This is a genomic window from Halalkalibacter lacteus (assembly GCF_036663595.1).
In the GTDB taxonomy this organism is placed as follows: domain Bacteria; phylum Bacillota; class Bacilli; order Bacillales; family Bacillaceae_D; genus Halalkalibacter; species Halalkalibacter lacteus.
In genome coordinates this window covers 23,302-44,915 of record NZ_JAWRVL010000021.1, presented here as the reverse complement: position 1 = coordinate 44,915, position 21,614 = coordinate 23,302, and the positions used below count along the sequence as shown (strand labels likewise).

Annotated in this window: 28 protein-coding genes; 1 reads left to right on the top strand and 27 read right to left on the bottom strand. The window is 41.1% G+C overall.

The genetic code is table 11. The features are described 5' to 3' along the window. Window positions 1-28: 28 nt before the first annotated feature. From rpmD to rpsJ, 20 genes are all read right to left on the bottom strand, one after another. Window positions 29-217 (bottom strand): 50S ribosomal protein L30, encoded by a 189-nt coding sequence (gene rpmD, locus SAZ04_RS15125; RefSeq protein ID WP_034631470.1) that lies wholly within the window; start codon window positions 215-217, stop codon window positions 29-31. 13 nt (window positions 218-230) lie between these two features. Beyond that, the gene (gene rpsE, locus SAZ04_RS15120; protein ID WP_332696619.1) at window positions 231-731 is read right to left on the bottom strand and encodes a 30S ribosomal protein S5; all 501 of its coding nucleotides are present in this window, start codon (window positions 729-731) and stop codon (window positions 231-233) included. A gap of 20 nt (window positions 732-751) precedes the next feature. Continuing rightward, window positions 752-1,111, bottom strand: coding sequence for a 50S ribosomal protein L18 (rplR, locus tag SAZ04_RS15115; protein ID WP_332696617.1), 360 nt, complete (start codon window positions 1,109-1,111; stop codon window positions 752-754). Between the two features lie 30 nt (window positions 1,112-1,141). After that, entirely contained in the window at window positions 1,142-1,678 is a 537-nt protein-coding gene (gene rplF / locus SAZ04_RS15110) for a 50S ribosomal protein L6 (RefSeq protein WP_332696614.1), read from the bottom strand. A 32-nt stretch (window positions 1,679-1,710) separates the two neighbouring features. Beyond that, a complete protein-coding gene (rpsH, locus tag SAZ04_RS15105) occupies window positions 1,711-2,109 on the bottom strand; it encodes a 30S ribosomal protein S8 (protein ID WP_332696612.1) in 399 nt (132 codons plus the stop codon). Window positions 2,110-2,137: 28 nt separating this feature from the next. Next, the gene (locus tag SAZ04_RS15100; RefSeq protein WP_012957149.1) at window positions 2,138-2,323 is read right to left on the bottom strand and encodes a type Z 30S ribosomal protein S14; all 186 of its coding nucleotides are present in this window, start codon (window positions 2,321-2,323) and stop codon (window positions 2,138-2,140) included. Window positions 2,324-2,353: 30 nt separating this feature from the next. After that, window positions 2,354-2,893, bottom strand: a complete 540-nt coding sequence (gene rplE / locus SAZ04_RS15095; protein WP_332696609.1) for a 50S ribosomal protein L5 — start codon at window positions 2,891-2,893, stop codon at window positions 2,354-2,356. A gap of 26 nt (window positions 2,894-2,919) precedes the next feature. Then, a complete protein-coding gene (gene rplX, locus SAZ04_RS15090) occupies window positions 2,920-3,231 on the bottom strand; it encodes a 50S ribosomal protein L24 (RefSeq protein ID WP_251195118.1) in 312 nt (103 codons plus the stop codon). A gap of 48 nt (window positions 3,232-3,279) precedes the next feature. After that, window positions 3,280-3,648 carry a 50S ribosomal protein L14 gene (gene rplN / locus SAZ04_RS15085; RefSeq protein ID WP_332696606.1) on the bottom strand — a complete coding sequence of 123 codons (369 nt, stop codon included), beginning with the start codon at window positions 3,646-3,648 and terminating at the stop codon, window positions 3,280-3,282. A 33-nt stretch (window positions 3,649-3,681) separates the two neighbouring features. Then, a complete protein-coding gene (gene rpsQ / locus SAZ04_RS15080; protein WP_332696603.1) occupies window positions 3,682-3,942 on the bottom strand; it encodes a 30S ribosomal protein S17 in 261 nt (86 codons plus the stop codon). Between the two features lie 17 nt (window positions 3,943-3,959). After that, window positions 3,960-4,163 carry a 50S ribosomal protein L29 gene (rpmC, locus tag SAZ04_RS15075; RefSeq protein ID WP_003322618.1) on the bottom strand — a complete coding sequence of 68 codons (204 nt, stop codon included), beginning with the start codon at window positions 4,161-4,163 and terminating at the stop codon, window positions 3,960-3,962. Continuing rightward, the gene (rplP, locus tag SAZ04_RS15070) at window positions 4,153-4,587 is read right to left on the bottom strand and encodes a 50S ribosomal protein L16 (RefSeq protein ID WP_332696601.1); all 435 of its coding nucleotides are present in this window, start codon (window positions 4,585-4,587) and stop codon (window positions 4,153-4,155) included. Before rplP ends, rpmC begins: the two co-directional genes overlap by 11 nt. A gap of 2 nt (window positions 4,588-4,589) precedes the next feature. Next, entirely contained in the window at window positions 4,590-5,249 is a 660-nt protein-coding gene (gene rpsC, locus SAZ04_RS15065) for a 30S ribosomal protein S3 (RefSeq protein WP_332696599.1), read from the bottom strand. 3 nt (window positions 5,250-5,252) lie between these two features. Then, window positions 5,253-5,594 (bottom strand): 50S ribosomal protein L22, encoded by a 342-nt coding sequence (rplV, locus tag SAZ04_RS15060; RefSeq protein WP_034631489.1) that lies wholly within the window; start codon window positions 5,592-5,594, stop codon window positions 5,253-5,255. 28 nt (window positions 5,595-5,622) lie between these two features. After that, window positions 5,623-5,901 (bottom strand): 30S ribosomal protein S19, encoded by a 279-nt coding sequence (gene rpsS / locus SAZ04_RS15055; RefSeq protein ID WP_332696594.1) that lies wholly within the window; start codon window positions 5,899-5,901, stop codon window positions 5,623-5,625. Window positions 5,902-5,958: 57 nt separating this feature from the next. Continuing rightward, window positions 5,959-6,789 carry a 50S ribosomal protein L2 gene (gene rplB, locus SAZ04_RS15050; protein WP_332696591.1) on the bottom strand — a complete coding sequence of 277 codons (831 nt, stop codon included), beginning with the start codon at window positions 6,787-6,789 and terminating at the stop codon, window positions 5,959-5,961. 28 nt (window positions 6,790-6,817) lie between these two features. Continuing rightward, window positions 6,818-7,108: a 50S ribosomal protein L23 gene (gene rplW / locus SAZ04_RS15045; RefSeq protein WP_332696588.1), complete on the bottom strand. Its 291-nt coding sequence runs from the start codon at window positions 7,106-7,108 to the stop codon at window positions 6,818-6,820. Continuing rightward, window positions 7,108-7,731: a 50S ribosomal protein L4 gene (gene rplD, locus SAZ04_RS15040; RefSeq protein ID WP_332696585.1), complete on the bottom strand. Its 624-nt coding sequence runs from the start codon at window positions 7,729-7,731 to the stop codon at window positions 7,108-7,110. The genes rplW and rplD overlap by 1 nt, the downstream gene beginning before the upstream one ends. Before the next feature lie 25 nt (window positions 7,732-7,756). Next, on the bottom strand, window positions 7,757-8,386 hold the full coding sequence (gene rplC, locus SAZ04_RS15035; protein WP_332696582.1) for a 50S ribosomal protein L3: 630 nt from the start codon (window positions 8,384-8,386) through the stop codon (window positions 7,757-7,759). Between the two features lie 92 nt (window positions 8,387-8,478). Next, window positions 8,479-8,787, bottom strand: a complete 309-nt coding sequence (rpsJ, locus tag SAZ04_RS15030) for a 30S ribosomal protein S10 (protein WP_227938904.1) — start codon at window positions 8,785-8,787, stop codon at window positions 8,479-8,481. Between the two features lie 324 nt (window positions 8,788-9,111). On the opposite strand from rpsJ, the gene SAZ04_RS15025 reads away from it, so the two are divergent. Beyond that, complete coding sequence (locus tag SAZ04_RS15025) at window positions 9,112-9,381, top strand: MFS transporter (protein ID WP_332696707.1); 270 nt, start codon at window positions 9,112-9,114, stop codon at window positions 9,379-9,381. A gap of 94 nt (window positions 9,382-9,475) precedes the next feature. Here the strand turns inward: SAZ04_RS15025 and tuf are convergent, their stop codons facing one another. From tuf to rpoB, 7 genes are all read right to left on the bottom strand, one after another. Then, complete coding sequence (gene tuf / locus SAZ04_RS15020) at window positions 9,476-10,666, bottom strand: elongation factor Tu (protein ID WP_332696573.1); 1,191 nt, start codon at window positions 10,664-10,666, stop codon at window positions 9,476-9,478. A gap of 137 nt (window positions 10,667-10,803) precedes the next feature. Beyond that, window positions 10,804-12,882: an elongation factor G gene (gene fusA / locus SAZ04_RS15015; protein WP_332696571.1), complete on the bottom strand. Its 2,079-nt coding sequence runs from the start codon at window positions 12,880-12,882 to the stop codon at window positions 10,804-10,806. A 51-nt stretch (window positions 12,883-12,933) separates the two neighbouring features. Then, entirely contained in the window at window positions 12,934-13,404 is a 471-nt protein-coding gene (rpsG, locus tag SAZ04_RS15010) for a 30S ribosomal protein S7 (RefSeq protein WP_332696568.1), read from the bottom strand. 29 nt (window positions 13,405-13,433) lie between these two features. Continuing rightward, on the bottom strand, window positions 13,434-13,853 hold the full coding sequence (rpsL, locus tag SAZ04_RS15005; RefSeq protein WP_332696565.1) for a 30S ribosomal protein S12: 420 nt from the start codon (window positions 13,851-13,853) through the stop codon (window positions 13,434-13,436). A gap of 109 nt (window positions 13,854-13,962) precedes the next feature. Continuing rightward, entirely contained in the window at window positions 13,963-14,211 is a 249-nt protein-coding gene (locus tag SAZ04_RS15000; protein WP_332696563.1) for a 50S ribosomal protein L7ae-like protein, read from the bottom strand. 86 nt (window positions 14,212-14,297) lie between these two features. Beyond that, the gene (gene rpoC, locus SAZ04_RS14995; protein ID WP_332696560.1) at window positions 14,298-17,930 is read right to left on the bottom strand and encodes a DNA-directed RNA polymerase subunit beta'; all 3,633 of its coding nucleotides are present in this window, start codon (window positions 17,928-17,930) and stop codon (window positions 14,298-14,300) included. A 128-nt stretch (window positions 17,931-18,058) separates the two neighbouring features. Continuing rightward, entirely contained in the window at window positions 18,059-21,601 is a 3,543-nt protein-coding gene (gene rpoB / locus SAZ04_RS14990) for a DNA-directed RNA polymerase subunit beta (protein ID WP_332696557.1), read from the bottom strand. Between the last annotated feature and the right edge of the window lie 13 nt (window positions 21,602-21,614).

The window sequence follows — 21,614 nt, the reverse complement described above, 5'->3', positions numbered from 1 at the left end:
ACACCTCCTCGTATCTATAAATAATCAATTAAGCTTCGATTTCTTTAACAGTTAAAAGGTGAGATACCTTATTTACCATACCGCGAATCGCAGCGTTATCTTGTTGAACAACCGTTTGGTGCATTTTACGTAAACCAAGAGTATTCACAGTAACGCGTTGGTCTTCCGGGCGTCCGATAAGACTACGAGTGAGGGTAATTTCTAATTTCTTAGCCATTTACTTTCCCTCCTTATCCTAACAGTTCTTCCACGGATTTGCCGCGAAGTTTAGCAACCTCTTCAGCACGTTTTAAACCTTTAAGTCCTTGCATAGTTGCACGAACCATGTTGATCGGGTTATTTGAACCAAGAGATTTTGATAGTATATCACCGACACCAGCTAATTCAAGTACTGCACGAACTGGTCCTCCAGCAATAATTCCTGTACCTTCAGAAGCATTTTTTAGTAGGACACGTCCTGCACCAAAATGACCAACAATCTCATGAGGGATTGTTGTACCAACTACTGGTACTTCAATAAGGTTTTTCTTTGCATCTTCAACAGCTTTGCGGATTGCTTCTGGTACTTCTTGAGCTTTACCCATACCGAATCCAACGTGGCCATTTTTATCGCCAACAACAACCAATGCAGCAAAGCGGAAACGACGTCCACCTTTAACTACTTTCGCTACACGATTGACAGCTACTACTTTTTCTTCAAGTTCCAACGTATTAGGGTCAATACGACGCATTCGTTTTCCCTCCTTTTTTCTTAGAATTGCAATCCAGCTTCTCGAGCCGCATTTGCAAGTGTTGCAACACGTCCGTGATACAAATAACCACCACGGTCAAATACAACTACTTTATGTCCATTTTCAATCGCACGTTTTGCTACGAGTTCACCTACAAGTTTTGCCGCATCTATTTTCGATGCATCTGCAGCTATCTCTGAATCAAGAGTAGATGCAGAAGCAAGTGTAACACCATTTACATCATCAATAAGTTGAGCGTAAATATGTTTAGATGAACGGAAAACATTTAGACGAGGACGTTCAGGTGTTCCTGTAATCGCACGACGAACATGTGCATGTCTTTTCTTACGAGCTACGTTTTTATTACGCTTCGTAATCATTGAACGTCATTCCTTTCCGTGAGTTAGTGATTATTTACCAGTCTTACCTTCTTTACGACGAACATGTTCGCCTTCATAACGAATACCTTTACCTTTGTAAGGCTCTGGTAGACGTACAGAACGGATGTTAGATGCAATTGCACCTACACGTTCCTTGTCGATACCTTTAACAATAACCTTCGTGTTAGAAGGAACTTCGATCTCGATTCCTTGTTCAGGAACGATTTCAACCGGATGAGAGTAACCAACGTTAAGAACAAGCTTCTGACCTGACTTAGTAGCACGGTAACCGACACCGACAAGTTCAAGTGAACGTTCAAAACCTTTTGTTACACCTTCAACCATGTTATTGATCAAACTACGAGTTGTACCGTGAAGTGCACGGTGCTCCTTATTATCAGAAGGACGCTCAACTGTAACTAGACTCTCTTCAATATTGATTTTCATGTCTTCGTGAAGATTACGCTTAAGTTCGCCTTTAGGACCTTTAACAGTCAAAAACGTACCATCTAGTGTAATTGTTACTCCACTTGGAATTTCCACTGGTAATTTACCAATACGAGACATTCTTGTACACCTCCGTTCATTTCAAGGATTTCTTACCAAACGTAAGCTAACACTTCGCCACCAATTTGTTGTTGACGTGCATCCTTGTCTGTCATTAAACCTTTTGATGTTGAAACTAATGCGATACCTAGACCACCTAGAACACGTGGAAGTTCGCCAGCTTTCGCGTAAACACGAAGTCCAGGCTTACTAATACGCTTAAGTCCAGTAATTACACGCTCATTTGTAGCGCCGTATTTTAAGAAGATGCGAATTACACCTTGCTTGTTATCTTCAATGTACTCATAATCACGGATGAAACCTTCACGTTTAAGGATATCAGCAACCTCTTTTTTCACCTTTGAAGCAGGTAACTCAAGCTTCTCGTGGTGAACCGTGTTTGCATTACGAATACGAGTAAGCATATCTGCAATTGGATCTGTCATGACCATAATATTTACCTCCTTCCCGTTCTTGGGATTACCAACTAGCTTTTTTCACACCAGGAATTTGCCCTTTGTGAGCAAGCTCTCTGAAGCAAATTCTGCAAAGTTTAAACTTACGTAATACTGAATGAGGACGACCGCAACGTTCACAGCGAGTATATTCTTGTACTTTATACTTCTGTGTGCGTTTTTGCTTTGCAATCATTGATTTTTTCGCCAATGTTTTCCCTCCTCTTCGAAACGACTTCGATTATTTTTGAAATGGCATTCCCATTTGAGTTAAAAGTTCACGAGCTTCTTCATCCGTGTTAGCAGTTGTAACAATAACAACATCCATACCACGAACTTTGTCGACTTTATCATAATCAACTTCAGGGAAGATTAATTGTTCTTTCACACCAAGTGTGTAGTTTCCACGACCGTCAAATGCTTTCTTAGATACTCCACGGAAGTCACGTACACGAGGAAGTGATACAGAAATTAATTTATCAAGGAAGTCATACATACGCTCGCCACGAAGTGTAACCTTCGCACCGATAGGCATACCTTCACGTAGTTTGAATCCTGCAATTGATTTCTTCGCTTTTGTAACTAATGGTTTTTGACCTGTAATTTCAGTTAACTCTTCAACAGCTTTATCAAGTGCTTTAGCATTTGAAACAGCGTCACCAACACCCATGTTAACAACGATTTTCTCAAGCTTAGGCACAGCCATTACAGAAGAATAGTTGAACTTCTCTACTAGAGAAGGAACGATCTCACTTGAATACTTTTCTTTTAATCGACTCATACGATTGACCTCCTTTCACACTCTGACTACTTATCTAAAGCTTCGCCAGACTTCTTAGCAATACGTACTTTTTTACCGTTCTCTACCTTATAACCTACACGAGTAGGTTCACCAGACTTAGGGTCGATAGGCATAACGTTAGAAGAATGAATTGGTGCTTCTTGGTTCAAGATTCCACCTTGCGGGTTATCTTGAGAAGGTTTAGCATGTTTCTTTACAATGTTCACACCTTCAACAAGTACACGGTTCTTCTTCGGGAACGCCTCAAGGATCACACCTTGTTTCCCTTTGTCTTTTCCAGAGATGACCTTAACAGTATCACCTTTTTTGACATGCATATTTGCCATGTTCGCACCTCCTTGACAGGGCCTTTCAATTATCTTCTATTAAAGAACTTCTGGAGCAAGTGACACAATCTTCATGAATTGATTTTCACGAAGTTCACGTGCAACTGGTCCGAAAATACGTGTTCCACGTGGGCTCTTGTCATCACGAATGATAACTGCAGCATTCTCATCAAATTTGATGTATGAACCGTCATTACGACGAGCACCGCTCTTTGTACGAACAATTACAGCTCGAACAACGTCACCCTTCTTGACAACGCCACCTGGTGTTGCTTGTTTTACCGTACAAACAATAACATCACCAATATTAGCCGTTTTACGACCAGAACCACCTAATACTTTAATACAAAGTACCTCACGTGCACCAGAGTTATCTGCAACTTTTAAACGGGATTCTTGTTGAATCATACAAACTTACCTCCCTTCAAACCAAGGTTTCTATTAGATAATAACCGCTTCTTCTACAATTTCAACTAAGCGGAAACGTTTGTCTTTAGAAAGCGGACGAGTTTCCATGATTTTAACAACATCGCCAGTCTTAGCGCTGTTATTTTCGTCATGTGCCTTCAGCTTTTTAGAGTACTTTACGCGTTTTCCGTATAGACGATCTTTCTTATAAGTTTCGACAAGAACACTAATTGTCTTATCCATCTTATCAGAAACAACACGTCCTGTGTAAACCTTACGTTGGTTGCGTTCCATTTAAGCAAACCTCCTTTTTAGCCGTTGTTAATTCCAAGCTCACGTTCACGCAAAACAGTCTTCGCACGAGCAATTGCTTTACGAACTTCGCGAATACGGGCTGGATTATCCAATTGACCAGTCGCTAGTTGAAAGCGTAGGTTAAACAACTCTTCTTTAAGTGACTTCGTCTTTTGCTCAATTTCAGCAGTGGTTAAGTTACGAATATCATTAGCTTTCATTTGCGTCACCACCCACTTCATCGCGTTTTACAAACTTACATTTAACCGGTAATTTATGAGAAGCTAGACGTAAAGCTTCACGAGCAACTTCTTCTGAAACACCAGCGATTTCAAACATAATTTTTCCAGGCTTGACAACTGCTACCCAACCTTCAGGAGCACCTTTACCAGAACCCATTCGAACTTCTAATGGTTTAGCAGTGTATGGTTTAGAAGGGAAAATTTTGATCCAAACCTTACCACCACGCTTCATGTAACGAGTCATTGCAATACGAGCAGATTCAATTTGACGGTTTGTAATCCAAGAAGCATCTAGCGCTTGTAAACCGTAATCTCCGAAATGTACTTCAGTACCGCCCTTTGCACGACCACGCATGTTTCCACGATGTTCGCGACGATATTTAACACGTTTAGGCATTAACATAATTAGTTGCCTCCTTCCTCTTTTTTCGTTCCTTTCGTTGGAAGGACTTCACCACGATAAATCCAGATTTTGATACCTAGCTTACCGTATGTTGTATCAGCTTCAGCAGTACCGTAATCGATATCAGCACGAAGAGTGTGAAGTGGAACAGTTCCCTCACTATAATGTTCTGAACGAGCAATATCAGCGCCACCAAGACGACCAGATACTTGAGTTTTAATACCCTTAGCACCAGAACGCATTGTACGTTGGATGGCTTGCTTCATCGCACGACGGAACGAAATACGATTTTCCAATTGACGAGCAATATTTTCAGCAACAAGTTTCGCATCTAAATCAGCATATTTGATTTCAAGAATGTTGATGTGGACACGTTTGCCAGTTAATGCATTTAGGGCTTTACGTAACGCTTCAACTTCTGAACCGCCTTTTCCGATCACCATACCTGGCTTAGCAGTAGAAATTGTAATGTTTACGCGATTTGCAGCACGTTCGATTTCTACTTTAGACACAGATGCATCTTTTAAACGTTTTTCAACATATTCACGAATTTTAATATCTTCGTGTAATAAATCAGCATAATCTTTATCAGCGTACCATTTTGACTCCCAGTCTTTAATAACGCCAACTCGAAGTCCAGTAGGATTAATCTTTTGACCCACGTCTTATCCCTCCTTCTTTTCAGTTACAACTAATGTAATATGACTAGTGCGTTTGTTGATACGGCTCGCACGTCCCATAGCACGTGGACGGAAACGTTTTAACGTTACACCTTCATCTACAAACACTTCGCTAATTACAAGGTTGTTTGGCTCCATTTCATAGTTGTGTTCAGCATTCGCAATTGCAGAGTTTAAAAGCTTTTCTACAACTGGAGAAGCAGCTTTAGGTGTGTGACGTAAAATAGCCACAGCTTCACCAACCTGCTTGCCACGAATCAAGTCTACAACTAGACGTACTTTACGAGGAGCAATACGAACTTGTTTTGCTACCGCTTTAGCTTGCATAGGATTGACCTCCTCTCTTACTTACCTATTAACGTCTTGTTTTCTTATCATCAGCTGCATGACCTTTATACGTACGAGTTGGTGCGAATTCACCAAGTTTGTGACCGACCATATCCTCAGAAACGTAAACAGGCACGTGTTTACGGCCATCATATACTGCGATAGTATGACCAATAAACTCAGGGAAAATTGTTGAGCGACGAGACCAAGTCTTGATAACTCTCTTATCACTGCCTTCGTTCATTACTTCAACCTTTTTCATCAAATGATCATCGACAAAAGGTCCCTTTTTTAAACTACGACCCATGAGAAAACCTCCCTTCGTGATTACCCACGGTTCTAATAGAACCGTAGTGCAACCCCGTTATTTTTTACGACGACGTACAATATACTTATCTGATCCTTTGTTCTTCTTACGAGTTTTGTAACCAAGAGTTGGTTTACCCCAAGGAGACATTGGAGACTTACGTCCGATTGGTGATCTACCTTCACCACCACCGTGTGGGTGATCGTTAGGGTTCATTACAGATCCACGTACAGTAGGGCGTTTACCTAACCAACGAGAACGACCTGCTTTACCAATGTTAACAAGTTCATGCTCTAGATTACCAACTTGACCAATTGTAGCTCTGCAAGTTGCTAGGATGTAACGAGTTTCACCAGAGTTTAGACGAACAAGAACGTATTGACCTTCTTTACCTAAAAGCTGAGCTTCTGTACCAGCAGAACGAACTAATTGTCCACCTTTTCCAGGCTTAAGTTCGATGTTATGGATGACTGTACCTACAGGGATATTTACAAGTGGTAACGCATTACCAACTTTGATATCCGCTTCAGCTCCAGACTCGATAACCATATCAACTTTAAGACCTTTTGGTGCTAAGATGTAACGCTTTTCTCCATCAACATAGTTGATTAAAGCGATATTAGCAGAACGGTTTGGATCGTATTCGATCGTAGCAACGCGTCCTGGAATTCCATCTTTATTACGCTTAAAGTCAATAACACGATATTGACGTTTATGTCCGCCACCTTGGTGACGTACAGTTAATTTACCTTGGTTGTTACGTCCGCCTTTTTTGTGTAAAGGTGCTAGTAACGATTTTTCCGGTTTATCCGTTGTGATTTCTGCAAAGTCTAATACAGACATACCACGGCGACCGGCACTGGTTGGTTTATACTTTTTAATCGCCATTTCTATTTCCCTCCTTCGCTAGTATTTCTTATACACCTTCAAAGAACTCAAGTTCTTTGCTTTCAGGTGTTAATGTAACGATGGCTTTTTTACGACGAGCTGTGTAACCCGTGTAACGACCAAAACGTTTAGATTTACCTTTGTAATTCATTGTGTTTACTTTATCAACTTTCACTTCAAAGATTTCTTCGACCGCATCTTTGATTTGAGTTTTATTCGCACGAACATCAACTTCGAATGTATATCTTTTATCACTCATTAGGTCAGTTGAACGTTCAGTAATCACAGGGCGCTTAATGATATCACGAGCGTTTGACATTACGCAAGCACCTCCTCTACCTTTTCAACGGCATCTTTCGTAATAACGAGTTTATCATGCTTAAGCACATCAAGCACGCTTACACGGTCGGCTGTAACAAACGTTACACCAGGTAGGTTACGTGCAGATAGAGCAACAGCTTCATTATAATCAGCAGTTACAACTAATGCTTTACGGTCAGCAGATAGGCTAGAAAGAACGGCAGCCATTTCTTTAGTCTTCGGAGCATCGAAAGCTAGATTGTCTAGCACTACGATTTCCTCAGCTTGCACTTTACTAGAAAGAGCAGATTTAATAGCTAAACGACGAACTTTTTTAGGTAATTTATAGCTGTAGCTACGTGGCGTTGGGCCAAATACTACACCACCACCTACCCATTGTGGTGAACGGATCGATCCTTGACGTGCACGACCAGTTCCCTTTTGACGCCATGGCTTACGACCGCCACCACGTACTTCAGAACGTCCTTTTGTTTTATGTGTTCCTTGACGAAGAGATGCTTGTTGCATAACTACAGCGTCATGAAGCACACTTTTATTTGGTTCAATTCCAAATACAGTTTCGTTAAGTTCAATATCTCCAACTTGAGAGCCTGTTTGGTTAAATAATGCTACTTTCGGCATGATGTGTCCTCCTTTCTTTCAATCTTTATTTTACTTTAACCGCACTTTGGATAGACACATAGCTCTTTCTTGCACCAGGTACGTTACCTTTTACTAGAAGAAGATTGCGTTCAGTATCCACTTTTACGATTTCAAGATTTTGAACAGTAATTGTTTCTCCACCCATACGTCCAGGGAGTAATTTCCCTTTAAATACACGGTTTGGAGCAACTGGTCCCATTGAACCAGGGCGACGGTGATAGCGTGAACCATGAGACATCGGTCCGCGAGATTGGTTATGACGCTTAATAGCACCTTGGAAACCTTTCCCTTTCGATGTTCCTGTTACGTCAACTACATCACCTTCAGCAAATGTATCTACCTTAACTTCTTGACCTACTTCATACTCGTCAAGATTCACGTTACGGATTTCCTTGATGAAGCGCTTAGGAGCCGTGTTTGCTTTTGCAGCATGGCCTTCAGCTGGCTTGTTTGTATTTGCTTTCTTTTGGTCAGCAAATCCTACTTGGATTGCTCCGTAACCATCAGAGTCTACAGTTTTCTTTTGAAGAACCACGTTAGGTTCAGCTTCAATAACTGTTACCGGGATTACTTCACCATTTTCAGCAAAGACTTGAGTCATGCCAATTTTTCTACCTAAGATTCCTTTAGTCATCCGTTACACCTCCTATTAAAAATCATAATTTTATGCCATTTTTCATATCATAATAATGAGTAATTTCTCATTAGTTAATTTTAACGTAAGTACTACAGTTTAATTTCGATATCGACACCAGACGGTAAATCCAAACGCATTAACGCATCCACAGTTTGTGGTGTTGGATTCACAATGTCAATAAGACGTTTATGAGTACGCATTTCAAACTGTTCACGAGCATCTTTGTACTTGTGAACCGCACGAAGTACTGTATATACAGACTTTTCAGTAGGAAGTGGAATCGGACCCGATACACTTGCACCTGAACGTTTTGCTGTTTCTACAATCTTTTCTGCAGATTGATCAAGGACTCTATGATCATATGCTTTCAAACGAATGCGAATCTTTTGCTTTGCCATTATAGCCCCTCCTTTATCGTCCATTTTTATAAACAGACATACTCCGTGGAAATTTCCTACACCCTGCCATGGCAATGGGGCCTGGTGTGTCAGCAACCTTCCACATCATCGCTGTCAATGACCAACGTTTCACATTATACACAAAAATAAAAATCAGTGCAAGTGAAAACCTACGCTGATCACACTTTTACTATTATATAGCCTCTTTTATAAAAAATCAACTTATTTATGCATTGATTCGTTAAGTTTCCTATAGCAAATATTGTAAACTATTTTTAGCACCAATTATTACAGCAAATATAGGAGGGTTTATGATTCGCTTTTATTTACGGTTTTACAATTGTTGCTGATTCTCCTATATATAATACTGCTATTAGTGAAGTAGCTGATCCTGAATTGTTAGGCATAGCCCTAGGGATTCGATCAGTCTTAAGGTTTAGTGCAACGATCTTTGCTCCTTTACTCTTTGGCATTTTCTTAGATCACTTTTCATGGGGTATAGCGTTTACAGCGATTGGAGTGGTTACAATTCTAGCTCCAATTTGTATGTATACGGTATTTAGAGAACGTGTTAATACAATGAAGGTTTTTTAGTGGTTCCATTTTTTTGAAGAAACTTTAACGAACAGTACCCAATTTAAAAACACCAAAACCACCTTGGAATATCCAAGGTGGTTCAGTATTGTTATTACTTTTGAATTGAAGCAACAACGCCGGCACCAACAGTACGTCCACCCTCACGGATAGAGAACTTAGTACCTTCTTCGATAGCGATTGGAGCGATAAGCTCAACCGTCATTTCAATGTTGTCTCCAGGCATTACCATCTCAACGCCTTCTGGAAGGTTACAAATTCCAGTTACGTCAGTTGTACGGAAGTAAAACTGAGGACGGTAGTTAGAGAAGAATGGAGTGTGACGTCCACCTTCTTCTTTTGAAAGAACATAAACTTCAGCTTTGAAGTTTGTATGTGGAGTGATTGTACCTGGCTTAGCAAGTACTTGTCCACGTTGTACTTCATCACGAGCTACCCCACGAAGAAGTGCGCCGATGTTGTCTCCAGCTTCAGCATAATCAAGAAGCTTACGGAACATTTCAACACCCGTACAAGTAGTTGATTTAGGCTCTTCAGTAATACCGATGATGTCGATAGTGTCACCAACGTTAAGTTGTCCACGCTCAACACGACCAGTAGCAACTGTACCACGACCAGTGATTGAGAATACATCCTCAACAGGCATCATGAAAGGCTTCTCTTTGTCACGCTCAGGAGTTGGGATGTAGTCATCAACTGCAGCCATAAGCTCAAGAATTTTTTCTTCGTAAGCAGCATCTCCTTCAAGCGCTTTAAGAGCAGAACCTTGGATAACAGGAATGTCATCACCAGGGAAATCGTACTCAGAAAGTAAGTCACGAACTTCCATCTCTACTAATTCAAGAAGTTCTTCATCGTCAACCATGTCACACTTGTTCATGAAAACAACAAGATATGGAACACCTACTTGACGAGATAAAAGGATGTGCTCACGAGTTTGTGGCATTGGACCATCAGCAGCAGATACTACTAAGATTCCTCCATCCATTTGTGCAGCACCAGTGATCATGTTTTTAACATAGTCAGCGTGTCCTGGGCAGTCAACGTGTGCATAGTGACGACTGTCAGTTTCATACTCAACGTGCGCAGTTGAGATTGTGATACCACGCTCGCGCTCTTCTGGAGCACCATCAATAGCGTCATACGCCATTGCAACACCTTTACCAGATTTTTTAGCTAATACTGTTGTGATTGCAGCAGTAAGTGTAGTTTTACCGTGGTCAACGTGTCCAATAGTACCAATGTTGGCATGTGTTTTGGAACGGTCGAATTTTTCTTTAGCCATGATTCATTTCCTCCCTTAATTGAACATAAGTATAATATAAGTATTTTTTATGGATAAGAAAGGTGATAGATCCCTAAGAGATTTACACCTTTCTTATCTTACAACAAAAAAACATTTGAAACAATTAGAAACAATTATTATTGTCCAGTTTGTTTCTTAATGATCTCTTCAGAAACGCTCTTCGGCACTTCTTCATAATGATCAAAGAACATAGAGTACGTTCCACGTCCTTGAGTACGAGAACGTAATGAAGTTGCATAACCAAACATTTCAGCTAATGGTACGAACGCTTTAACGATTTGTGCATTACCACGTGCTTCCATTCCGTCAACGCGTCCACGGCGAGCAGTAACGTCACCCATTACATCTCCCATGTACTCTTCAGGTACAACAACTTCAACTCTCATTAATGGCTCAAGTAAAACTGGTGCACATTTTGACTTAGCGTTTTTAAGTGCCATTGAAGCGGCAATTTTAAACGCCATTTCACTAGAATCGACATCATGGTAAGAACCATCATATAACTTAGCCTTAATATCGATGATAGGATAACCAGCTACCATCCCATTAGCTAGAGATTCTTCAATCCCTTGCTGAACAGAGTTAATGTATTCACGGGGAACAGATCCACCGACTACTGCATTTTCAAACTCAAATCCTGCCCCTTCTTCGTTAGGAGAGAATTCAACCCATACGTGACCAAATTGTCCACGACCACCTGATTGACGCACGAACTTACCTTCAACCTGTGCCGATTGACGAATCGTTTCACGATATGATACTTGAGGTGCACCAACGTTAGCTTCAACTTTAAACTCACGCTTCATACGGTCAACAATGATATCAAGGTGAAGTTCACCCATACCAGAAATAATTGTTTGACCAGTTTCTTCGTTTGTTTCAGTACGGAAAGTTGGATCTTCCTCTGCAAGTTTCGCAAGAGCCATACCCATTTTATCTTGATCAGCCTTTGATTTAGGCTCAACAGATAATGAGATAACCGGCTCAGGGAAATCCATAGATTCAAGAATTACAAGACTCTTTTCATCACATAGAGTATCCCCAGTTGTTGTATCTTTCAAACCTACAGCAGCAGCAATATCACCAGAGTAAACCGTAGAGATTTCCTCACGAGAATTTGCATGCATCTGTAAAATACGCCCAACTCGCTCACGCTTGTCTTTTGTAGAGTTCTTAACATAAGAACCTGAATTTAGTGTTCCTGAATAAACACGGAAGAAAGTAAGTTTCCCAACGTAAGGGTCAGTCATAACCTTAAACGCTAGTGCAGAGAATGGTTGATCATCACCAGACTCACGAATTACTTCTTCTTCACTATCAGGTATAATACCTTTGATAGCTGGAACATCTAAAGGTGATGGAAGGTAATCAAGAACAGCGTCAAGCATAAGTTGAACACCTTTGTTCTTAAATGCCGATCCACAAATTACTGGATAAAACTCAACGTTACAAGTACCTATACGGATTGCAGCTTTAAGTTCTTCCTTTGTGATTTCTTCTCCTTCTAAATACTTCATTGTTAACTCTTCATCAAGTTCAGCTACTGCTTCAACAAGTTGCTCGTGTAGTTCTTGAGCTTGATCCTTGTACTCTGCAGGGATCTCTTTTGCTTCTGTGCGAGTACCAAGATCATCTTCGTAGAAGTAAGCAACCATATCAACAAGGTCAATGATTCCTTCGAAATCATCTTCTGCACCTATTGGTAATTGGATTGCATGCGCATTAGCTTGAAGACGGTCACGAAGAGTACCTAAAGAATAAAGGAAATCAGCACCTGTCTTGTCCATTTTGTTTATAAATACGACACGCGGCACACCATAAGTAGTAGCTTGGCGCCAAACTGTTTCTGTCTGAGGCTCAACACCAGATTGAGCATCAAGTACTGCTACAGCTCCGTCCAACACACGTAATGAACGCTCTACTTCTACAGTGAAATCTACGTGCCCAGGTGTATCAATAATATTAATACGGTGGCCTTTCCAAGCAGCTGTTGTCGCAGCAGAAGTGATCGTGATTCCACGTTCTTGCTCCTGTGCCATCCAGTCCATTTGAGAAGCACCTTCATGAGTTTCACCAATTTTATGGATACGTCCTGTGTAGAAAAGAACACGTTCAGTTGTTGTTGTTTTACCAGCATCGATGTGAGCCATGATGCCGATATTACGTGTATCTTTTAAGGAGAACTCTCTTGCCATAGGGTATTTCTCCTTCCTGATTCAATCAATTTATTTAGTATGATCTAAATCCTACCAACGATAGTGAGCGAATGCTTTGTTCGCTTCTGCCATCTTGTGAGTATCTTCACGCTTCTTAACAGCAGAACCTGTGTTGTTTGCAGCATCAAGAATCTCATAAGCTAAACGCTCTTCCATCGTCTTCTCTCCACGTTTACGAGCATAGCTTACTAACCAACGAAGACCTAATGTTGTACGACGTTCAGGTTTAACTTCGATTGGCACTTGATAGTTAGCACCCCCAACACGGCGAGCTTTAACTTCAAGAACTGGCATAATGTTCTTTAGAGCTTGATCGAAAACTTCCATAGGATCATTTCCGCTACGGTCTTTAACAAGTTCAAATGCATTATAAAGAATTGTTTGTGCTTTTCCACGTTTTCCATCCTCCATAATACGGTTGATTAAGCGTGTAACAAGCTTTGACTTATAAATTGGATCTGGCAATACATCACGACGAGTGACTGGTCCTTTACGAGGCATAATTTACCCTCCCTTCAATATTAAATAGATTACTTTTTAGCTTTTGGACGCTTAGTTCCATATTTAGAACGACCTTGCATACGGTTTTGAACACCTGCTGTATCTAGTGCTCCACGAACGATGTGGTAACGAACTCCCGGTAAATCCTTAACACGTCCACCACGGATAAGAACAACACTGTGCTCTTGTAGGTTGTGACCGATTCCTGGGATGTAAGCTGTTACCTCAATTTGGTTTGTTAAACGTACACGAGCATATTTACGAAGTGCTGAGTTCGGCTTCTTTGGAGTCATCGTACCAACACGAGTACATACACCACGCTTTTGTGGAGATGATAGATTAGTCTGATGCTTTTTGAAGCTGTTGAACCCTTTGTTAAGAGCTGGAGAATCAGACTTCTTAACTTTCGCAATACGACCTTTACGAATTAATTGATTAATTGTAGGCATTTTGTTTCCTCCTCTCTTCAAAAATTTAAGACCACTGATCCTGGTGGATCATCTTTAGGCAAAAGTAAAGTTTTTGCCAAACGGGCTACGCCGGGTGGCAAAAACACGATTACTTCCTTAAAGCAACAGTGGCTGCGCCAACTTCAATGCCACAAGCTTTTCCAAGCTTCTTCATTGAGTCAACATATAATAGTGGTATATCTTTGGTCTTAGCCAATGCTTCAACCTTGTATACTACGTGGTAATCCGCATCATTTGCAATAAGAACTTCAGAGACAATACCATCATCAAGCGCCTTAAGCGTTTGTTTAGTACCTATAACTAGGTCTTTTGCCTGTAAGACTTTTTCATAAGACATGTTTCATCCTCCAAAGCAACAGGTTTATCAGGCACACTTTGATATATTATCACTCTCAGACACTACTGTCAACAACTTTACAAAAATCATTCGTGAGTAAGAACTTCTTCTCCAACTTTTACCTCATCTGTAGATGTAGACTCAGTAGCAACCTCATCATACTCAGAGGTAATGTTTATGTGACGATAACGCGGCATTCCTGTTCCAGCTGGTACAAGTTTCCCAATGATAACATTCTCTTTTAGACCAAGTAATTCATCTCTCTTACCTTTGATCGCAGCATCAGTTAAGACGCGAGTCGTTTCTTGGAACGATGCAGCGGATAAGAATGAGTCTGTTTCAAGTGAAGCCTTTGTAATACCAAGTAACACAGGTTTACCAGTTGCAGGACGCTTCGTATTAAGAAGGACCTTTTTGTTCTCATCGTTAAATTGTTGAATTTCAATAAGAGATCCTGGTAATACATTCGTTTCACCAGCATCGACAACGCGCACTTTACGAAGCATTTGGCGAACCATTACCTCTACGTGCTTATCGCCAATTTCAACCCCTTGCATACGATAAACTTTTTGTACTTCGCGGAGCAAGTACTCTTGAACGCCACTCATACCTTTAACTTTTAGCAACTCTTTAGGATCAATGGAACCTTCAGTAATCGGCTCACCGAACTTAACAAAGTCACCAATAGCTACTTTAATTCGCGCACCATATGGAATCGCATAATTCTTCGTTTCCATTTCACTTCTAATCGTAACTTCACGCTTATCTCCTTCTTTGAAATCAATAATCTCACCATCAATTTCAGAGATAACTGCTTGACCCTTTGGATTACGCGCCTCAAATAGTTCTTGGATACGCGGAAGACCTTGTGTAATATCATCACCGGCAACCCCACCAGTATGGAAGGTACGCATCGTAAGCTGAGTTCCAGGCTCACCAATTGATTGAGCAGCGATAATTCCAACCGCTTCCCCAACTTCTACGTCACTACCAGTTGCAAGGTTACGTCCGTAACATTTCTTACAAACACCATGGCGAGTATCACATGTGAAGACTGAGCGAATTGTGACCTCTTCTACACCAGCCTCAATAATCGTTCTAGCGATATCTTCATCGATTAATTCATTTTTACTAATTAACACTTCGCCCGTTTCTGGATGCTTAAGTGTTTTAAATGCGACACGACCAACAAGACGATCGTATAAATTCTCGATTACTTCATTGCCCTCTTTAATCGCTTGTACTGCTAGTCCACGGTCAGTACCACAATCATCGGAACGAACAATGACATCTTGAGCAACATCAACAAGTCGGCGAGTAAGGTATCCTGAATCGGCAGTCTTAAGTGCCGTATCGGCAAGTCCTTTACGCGCACCGTGAGTCGAGATAAAGTACTCGAGTACTGTTAACCCTTCACGGAAACTTGATTTAATCGGAAGCTCAATAATTCGACCAGACGGGTTAGCCATAAGACCACGCATACCGGCAAGCTGTGTAAAGTTTGATGCGTTACCACGGGCACCAGAGTCACTCATCATAAAGATCGGATTGCTTCGATCAAGCGTCCCCATTAACTTACTTTGAATAACATCCTTCGCTTCACTCCATACGGAAATAACACGATCATAACGCTCTTCCTCTGTAATAAGACCACGACGGAATTGCTTTAGAATCTTCTCAACCTTCTTTTCTGCTTCTGTAAGAATTTCTTTCTTCTCCGCTAATACGACGATATCAGCAACCCCAACAGTTATACCAGCTCTAGTTGAGTGTTTAAATCCTAACTCTTTCATACGGTCAAGCATTTTAGATGTTTCCGCAATCGCAAACTTCTTGAACACTTCAGCAATGACATTTCCTAAGAACCCTTTCTTAAACGGCAAAACAAGTTCATTGTTTAAGAAATATTCTTTTACATTCGTTGTACTCGCAACAATGTACTTTTCTGGTGTTTCTTCTTCTAGATTAAACGTTGTTGGTTCATTAATGTACGGGAACGACTCCGGTAAAATTTCATTAAAGATCAATTTACCAACTGTTGTTAAAAGCAACTTATCCGTTTGATCTTCACGGAATGTTGGTTTGTTAAGCGATGAAACCGGAACGGCAACGCGGGTATGCAAATGAACATATCCGTTTTGATAGGCAATCAATGCTTCATTCGTATCCTTAAAGATAGACCCTTCCCCTTTTGCATCGACTCGTTCCAACGTTAGATAGTAGTTACCAAGAACCATATCTTGTGAAGGTGTAACAACCGGTTTTCCGTCTTTTGGATTCAAAATGTTTTGAGCTGCAAGCATTAGAATACGTGCTTCTGCTTGTGCTTCTGCTGACAACGGTACGTGAACAGCCATTTGGTCTCCATCAAAGTCTGCATTATACGCAGTACAAACAAGTGGATGGAGTTTAATAGCACGACCTTCAACAAGTGTTGGTTCAAACGCTTGAATACCAAGACGGTGAAGTGTAGGTGCGCGGTTCAATAAGACTGGGTGCTCACGAATCACTTCTTCTAACACATCCCAAACCTCTGGCTGAACTCGCTCTACTTTCCGTTTTGCACTCTTAATGTTATGAGCAAAGCCCTTACTAACTAGTTCCTTCATAACAAATGGCTTAAATAACTCAAGTGCCATTTCTTTCGGCAACCCGCATTGATACATTTTTAAATTAGGACCTACAACGATAACGGAACGACCAGAATAGTCTACACGCTTACCAAGTAGATTTTGACGGAAACGTCCTTGTTTTCCTTTCAGCATATGCGAAAGAGATTTAAGTGGACGGTTACCTGGTCCAGTAACTGGACGACCACGACGGCCATTATCAATTAAAGCATCAACTGCTTCTTGAAGCATACGTTTTTCATTTTGAACGATGATATTCGGTGCGCCTAAATCAAGAAGACGTTTCAGCCGATTGTTACGGTTAATAACTCGACGGTAAAGATCGTTTAAATCAGATGTTGCAAAACGACCACCATCTAATTGCACCATCGGACGAAGTTCAGGTGGAATAACCGGAAGAACATCAAGAACCATCCATGATGGCTCATTTCCAGAGTTACGAAACGCTTCTAACACTTCAAGACGTTTAATCGCACGTGTACGACGCTGACCTTGAGCGGTCACTAGTTCCTCTTTTAAAAGTCCTACTTCCTTCTCTAAATCAATATCAGCGAGTAGCTTACGAATCGCTTCAGCACCCATCTGGGCATTGAACGAACGACCGTACTTATCATGGTATGTACGATACTCTTTTTCAGAAAGTAGTTGCTTTCTCTCAAGGGGCGTATCACCTGGATCAGTAACAACGTAAGAAGCAAAATAGATTACTTCTTCAAGTGAACGCGGAGACATGTCAAGAACAAGTCCCATGCGGCTTGGAATCCCTTTGAAATACCATATGTGTGACACAGGTGCAGCAAGTTCAATGTGCCCCATACGTTCACGACGAACCTTCGCACGCGTGACTTCTACTCCACAGCGGTCACATACAACACCTTTATAACGGACACGCTTGTATTTTCCACAATGGCATTCCCAATCTTTTGTAGGGCCGAAAATACGTTCGCAGAAAAGTCCATCCTTTTCCGGCTTTAACGTACGATAATTGATTGTTTCCGGCTTCTTAACTTCCCCTCTTGACCAAGAGCGGATTTTGTTTGGTGAAGCAAGACCAATTTTCATATATTCGAAGTTGTTTACATCTATCAAGGGGCTAACCTCCCTTTTCGTTTCCATGTCTAATCGAGCACGCGACTAACGTAATAATGTGTGAAATCCGTTCATATACAAAGTAGACAGCTTGAGGGAACTAGCCTTTACTAGCTCCCAAGCTTTATTTATGCTTTTGACTCACTTGATTCGAAGTTTAAATTCAACTTTTCGCTTGTTTGTTCATCTTCGTCATCAAGCTCTCTCATTTCAATTTCTTCCTCATTACTTGAAAGCATCTTCACATCCATACCTAGGGATTGAAGTTCTTTAATAAGTACCTTAAATGATTCTGGTACACCCGGTTCAGGGACATTCTCTCCCTTAACGATCGCTTCATAGGTCTTAACACGTCCAACAACATCATCGGATTTAACCGTTAAAATTTCTTGAAGTGTGTAAGCAGCACCATAAGCTTCAAGTGCCCATACTTCCATCTCTCCGAAACGCTGACCACCAAACTGAGCTTTACCGCCTAGAGGCTGTTGCGTTACAAGAGAATATGGACCAGTTGAACGAGCATGCAACTTATCATCTACCATGTGCGCAAGTTTAATCATATACATAATCCCAACAGACACACGGTTATCAAAAGGCTCACCCGTACGGCCATCATATAAGACTGTTTTTCCATCACGAGCCATCCCTGATTCTGCAATTGTAGACCAAACATCTTCCTCACTAGCACCATCAAATACTGGTGATGCTACATGGATACCTAGTTTTCGTGCAGCCATTCCAAGGTGCAGTTCGAGTACCTGACCGATGTTCATACGAGATGGTACACCGAGTGGGTTTAACATGATATCAATTGGTGTTCCGTCCGGTAAATAAGGCATATCTTCTTCAGGAAGAATACGAGAGATAACACCCTTGTTACCATGACGTCCAGCCATTTTGTCACCTTCATGAATTTTTCGTTTTTGTACGATATATACACGAACCAACTGATTGACACCAGGAGGCAATTCGTCACCATCTTCACGATTAAAGATTTTTACATCAAGTACAATTCCATCTCCACCATGTGGTGCACGAAGTGATGTATCCCGTACTTCACGAGCTTTCTCACCAAAGATTGCGTGTAAAAGACGCTCTTCAGCTGTTAGTTCTGTGACACCTTTAGGTGTAACCTTCCCAACTAGAATATCGCCATCTTTTACTTCTGCACCTGTACGAATAATTCCACGCTCATCAAGATTTTTAAGAGCATCTTCCCCTACATTCGGGATATCACGTGTAATTTCTTCAGGTCCAAGCTTCGTATCTCGAGCTTCTGATTCATATTCTTCAATATGAATAGATGTATACACATCATCTTTCACAAGACGCTCACTTAAAATAATTGCATCCTCATAGTTATACCCGTCCCATGTCATGAATCCAACCATAACATTGCGACCAAGCGCCATTTCACCTAACTCCATTGAAGGTCCATCAGCTAAGATTTCACGCTTTGTAACAACGTTTCCTTCGGCTACAATCGGTCGTTGGTTATAGCTAGTCCCTTGGTTTGAGCGGATAAACTTTTGTAGCTTATATTTATCGAGGTCGCCCTTTACTTCTTTGCCATCGATTTCTTCAAGTCGGCGAACCCAAATTTCTTTTGCTGTTACACGTTCGACAATACCTTTGCTCTTTGAAACAATGGCCGCACCTGAATCTCTTGCAGACACGTGCTCCATACCGGTACCAACAATCGGCGATTCTGGAACAAGTAACGGAACAGCTTGACGTTGCATATTCGCTCCCATTAGGGCACGATTGGAGTCATCATTTTCTAAGAACGGAATACAAGATGTCGCAGCAGAAACAACTTGTTTCGGCGATACATCCATATAATCTAGACGTTCACGAGGTACAACAGTGTTCTCACCACGGAAACGCGCGATAATATTATCATCAATGAATGAACCATCGTCGTTAAGGCGTGCATTCGCCTGAGCGACAACATAGTTGTCCTCTTCATCTGCAGTTAAGTAATCAATTTGCGAGGTTACTTTTCCTGTTTCAGGATCGACACGGCGATATGGTGTCTCCATAAACCCAAACTCATTTACTTTCGCATAAGAAGAAAGAGAGTTAATCAAACCAATGTTTGGTCCCTCCGGTGTTTCAATCGGACACATACGGCCATAGTGAGAGTAGTGAACGTCACGAACTTCAAAACCTGCACGCTCACGAGTTAACCCACCAGGTCCAAGTGCTGATAGACGACGTTTATGCGTTAATTCTGCTAATGGGTTCGTTTGATCCATGAACTGTGATAACTGAGAGCTACCAAAGAACTCCTTGATCGATGCGATAACGGGACGAATGTTAATTAACGCTTGCGGTGTAATCATGTTAGGATCCTGAATTGACATCCGTTCACGAACAACTCTCTCCATACGAGACAAACCGATACGGAATTGATTTTGCAAGAGTTCGCCTACAGAACGTAGTCGACGATTTCCGAGATGGTCAATATCATCGGTACCACCTACACCGTGTAATAGATTAAAGAAATAGTTAATAGATGCAATAATATCAGAAGGTGTAATATGCTTCACATCACGCTCTACCATTGCATTACCTATCACTTGAATCGTTTGTTCTCCATCTTGATCATTAGGAGCATATATTTTAATTGATTGTAATGCAATATCATCATCATTTACTACACCACCAGAAGCACGTACATGACGAAATCCTACGTTATTTTCAATGTAAGGTAGTATACGGTCAAGCGTACGACGATCGAGCAGCGTCCCCTCTTCAACAATCACTTCTCCTGTTTCAGGGTCTACTAACGTTTCTGCTAGACGCTGATTAAATAGGCGATTCTTAATGTGAAGTTTTTTGTTAATCTTATAACGACCAACATTCGCTAAGTCATAACGTTTCGGGTCAAAAAAACGTGAATCTAAAAGACTCTTCGCGTTTTCAACTGTTGGTGGTTCACCAGGTCGAAGGCGCTCATAAATTTCCAGTAACGCTTTTTCTGTACCATCTGTGTTGTCTTTTTCTAATGAGTTTCGAAGGTATTCATCTTCCCCTAGTAAATCAATGATCTCTTGATCAGATCCAAAACCTAATGCACGCAAAAGAACCGTCACTGGTATTTTTCTTGTGCGGTCTATACGAACGTAAACGATATCTTTAGCGTCTGTTTCAAGCTCCAACCACGCACCACGATTCGGGATAACTGTAGCTGTAAACCCTTTTTTACCGTTTTTATCCGTTTTTTGACTGTAGTATACACTTGGTGAGCGCACGAGTTGGGATACAATAACACGTTCGGCACCGTTGATCACAAACGTACCTGTCTCAGTCATTAATGGAAAATCCCCCATAAAGACTTCTTGCTCTTTTACTTCTCCAGTTTCCTTATTGATCAGACGAACCTTCACACGTAATGGCGCTGCATACGTGACATCACGTTCTTTAGACTCATCTACTGGATATTTTGGCTCTCCAAGACTATAGTCAATAAATTCTAGAACTAAGTTCCCTGTGAAGTCTTGAATTGGAGAAATATCTTGGAACATCTCTCTTAGGCCCTCATCAAGAAACCACTGATAGGATGCTGTCTGGATTTCAATTAAATTCGGCAGCTCCAATACTTCGTTAATCCTTGCATAGCTTCTTCGCTGGCGGTGGCGTCCATACTGAACTAGTTGACCTGTCAACTGATTCACCCCT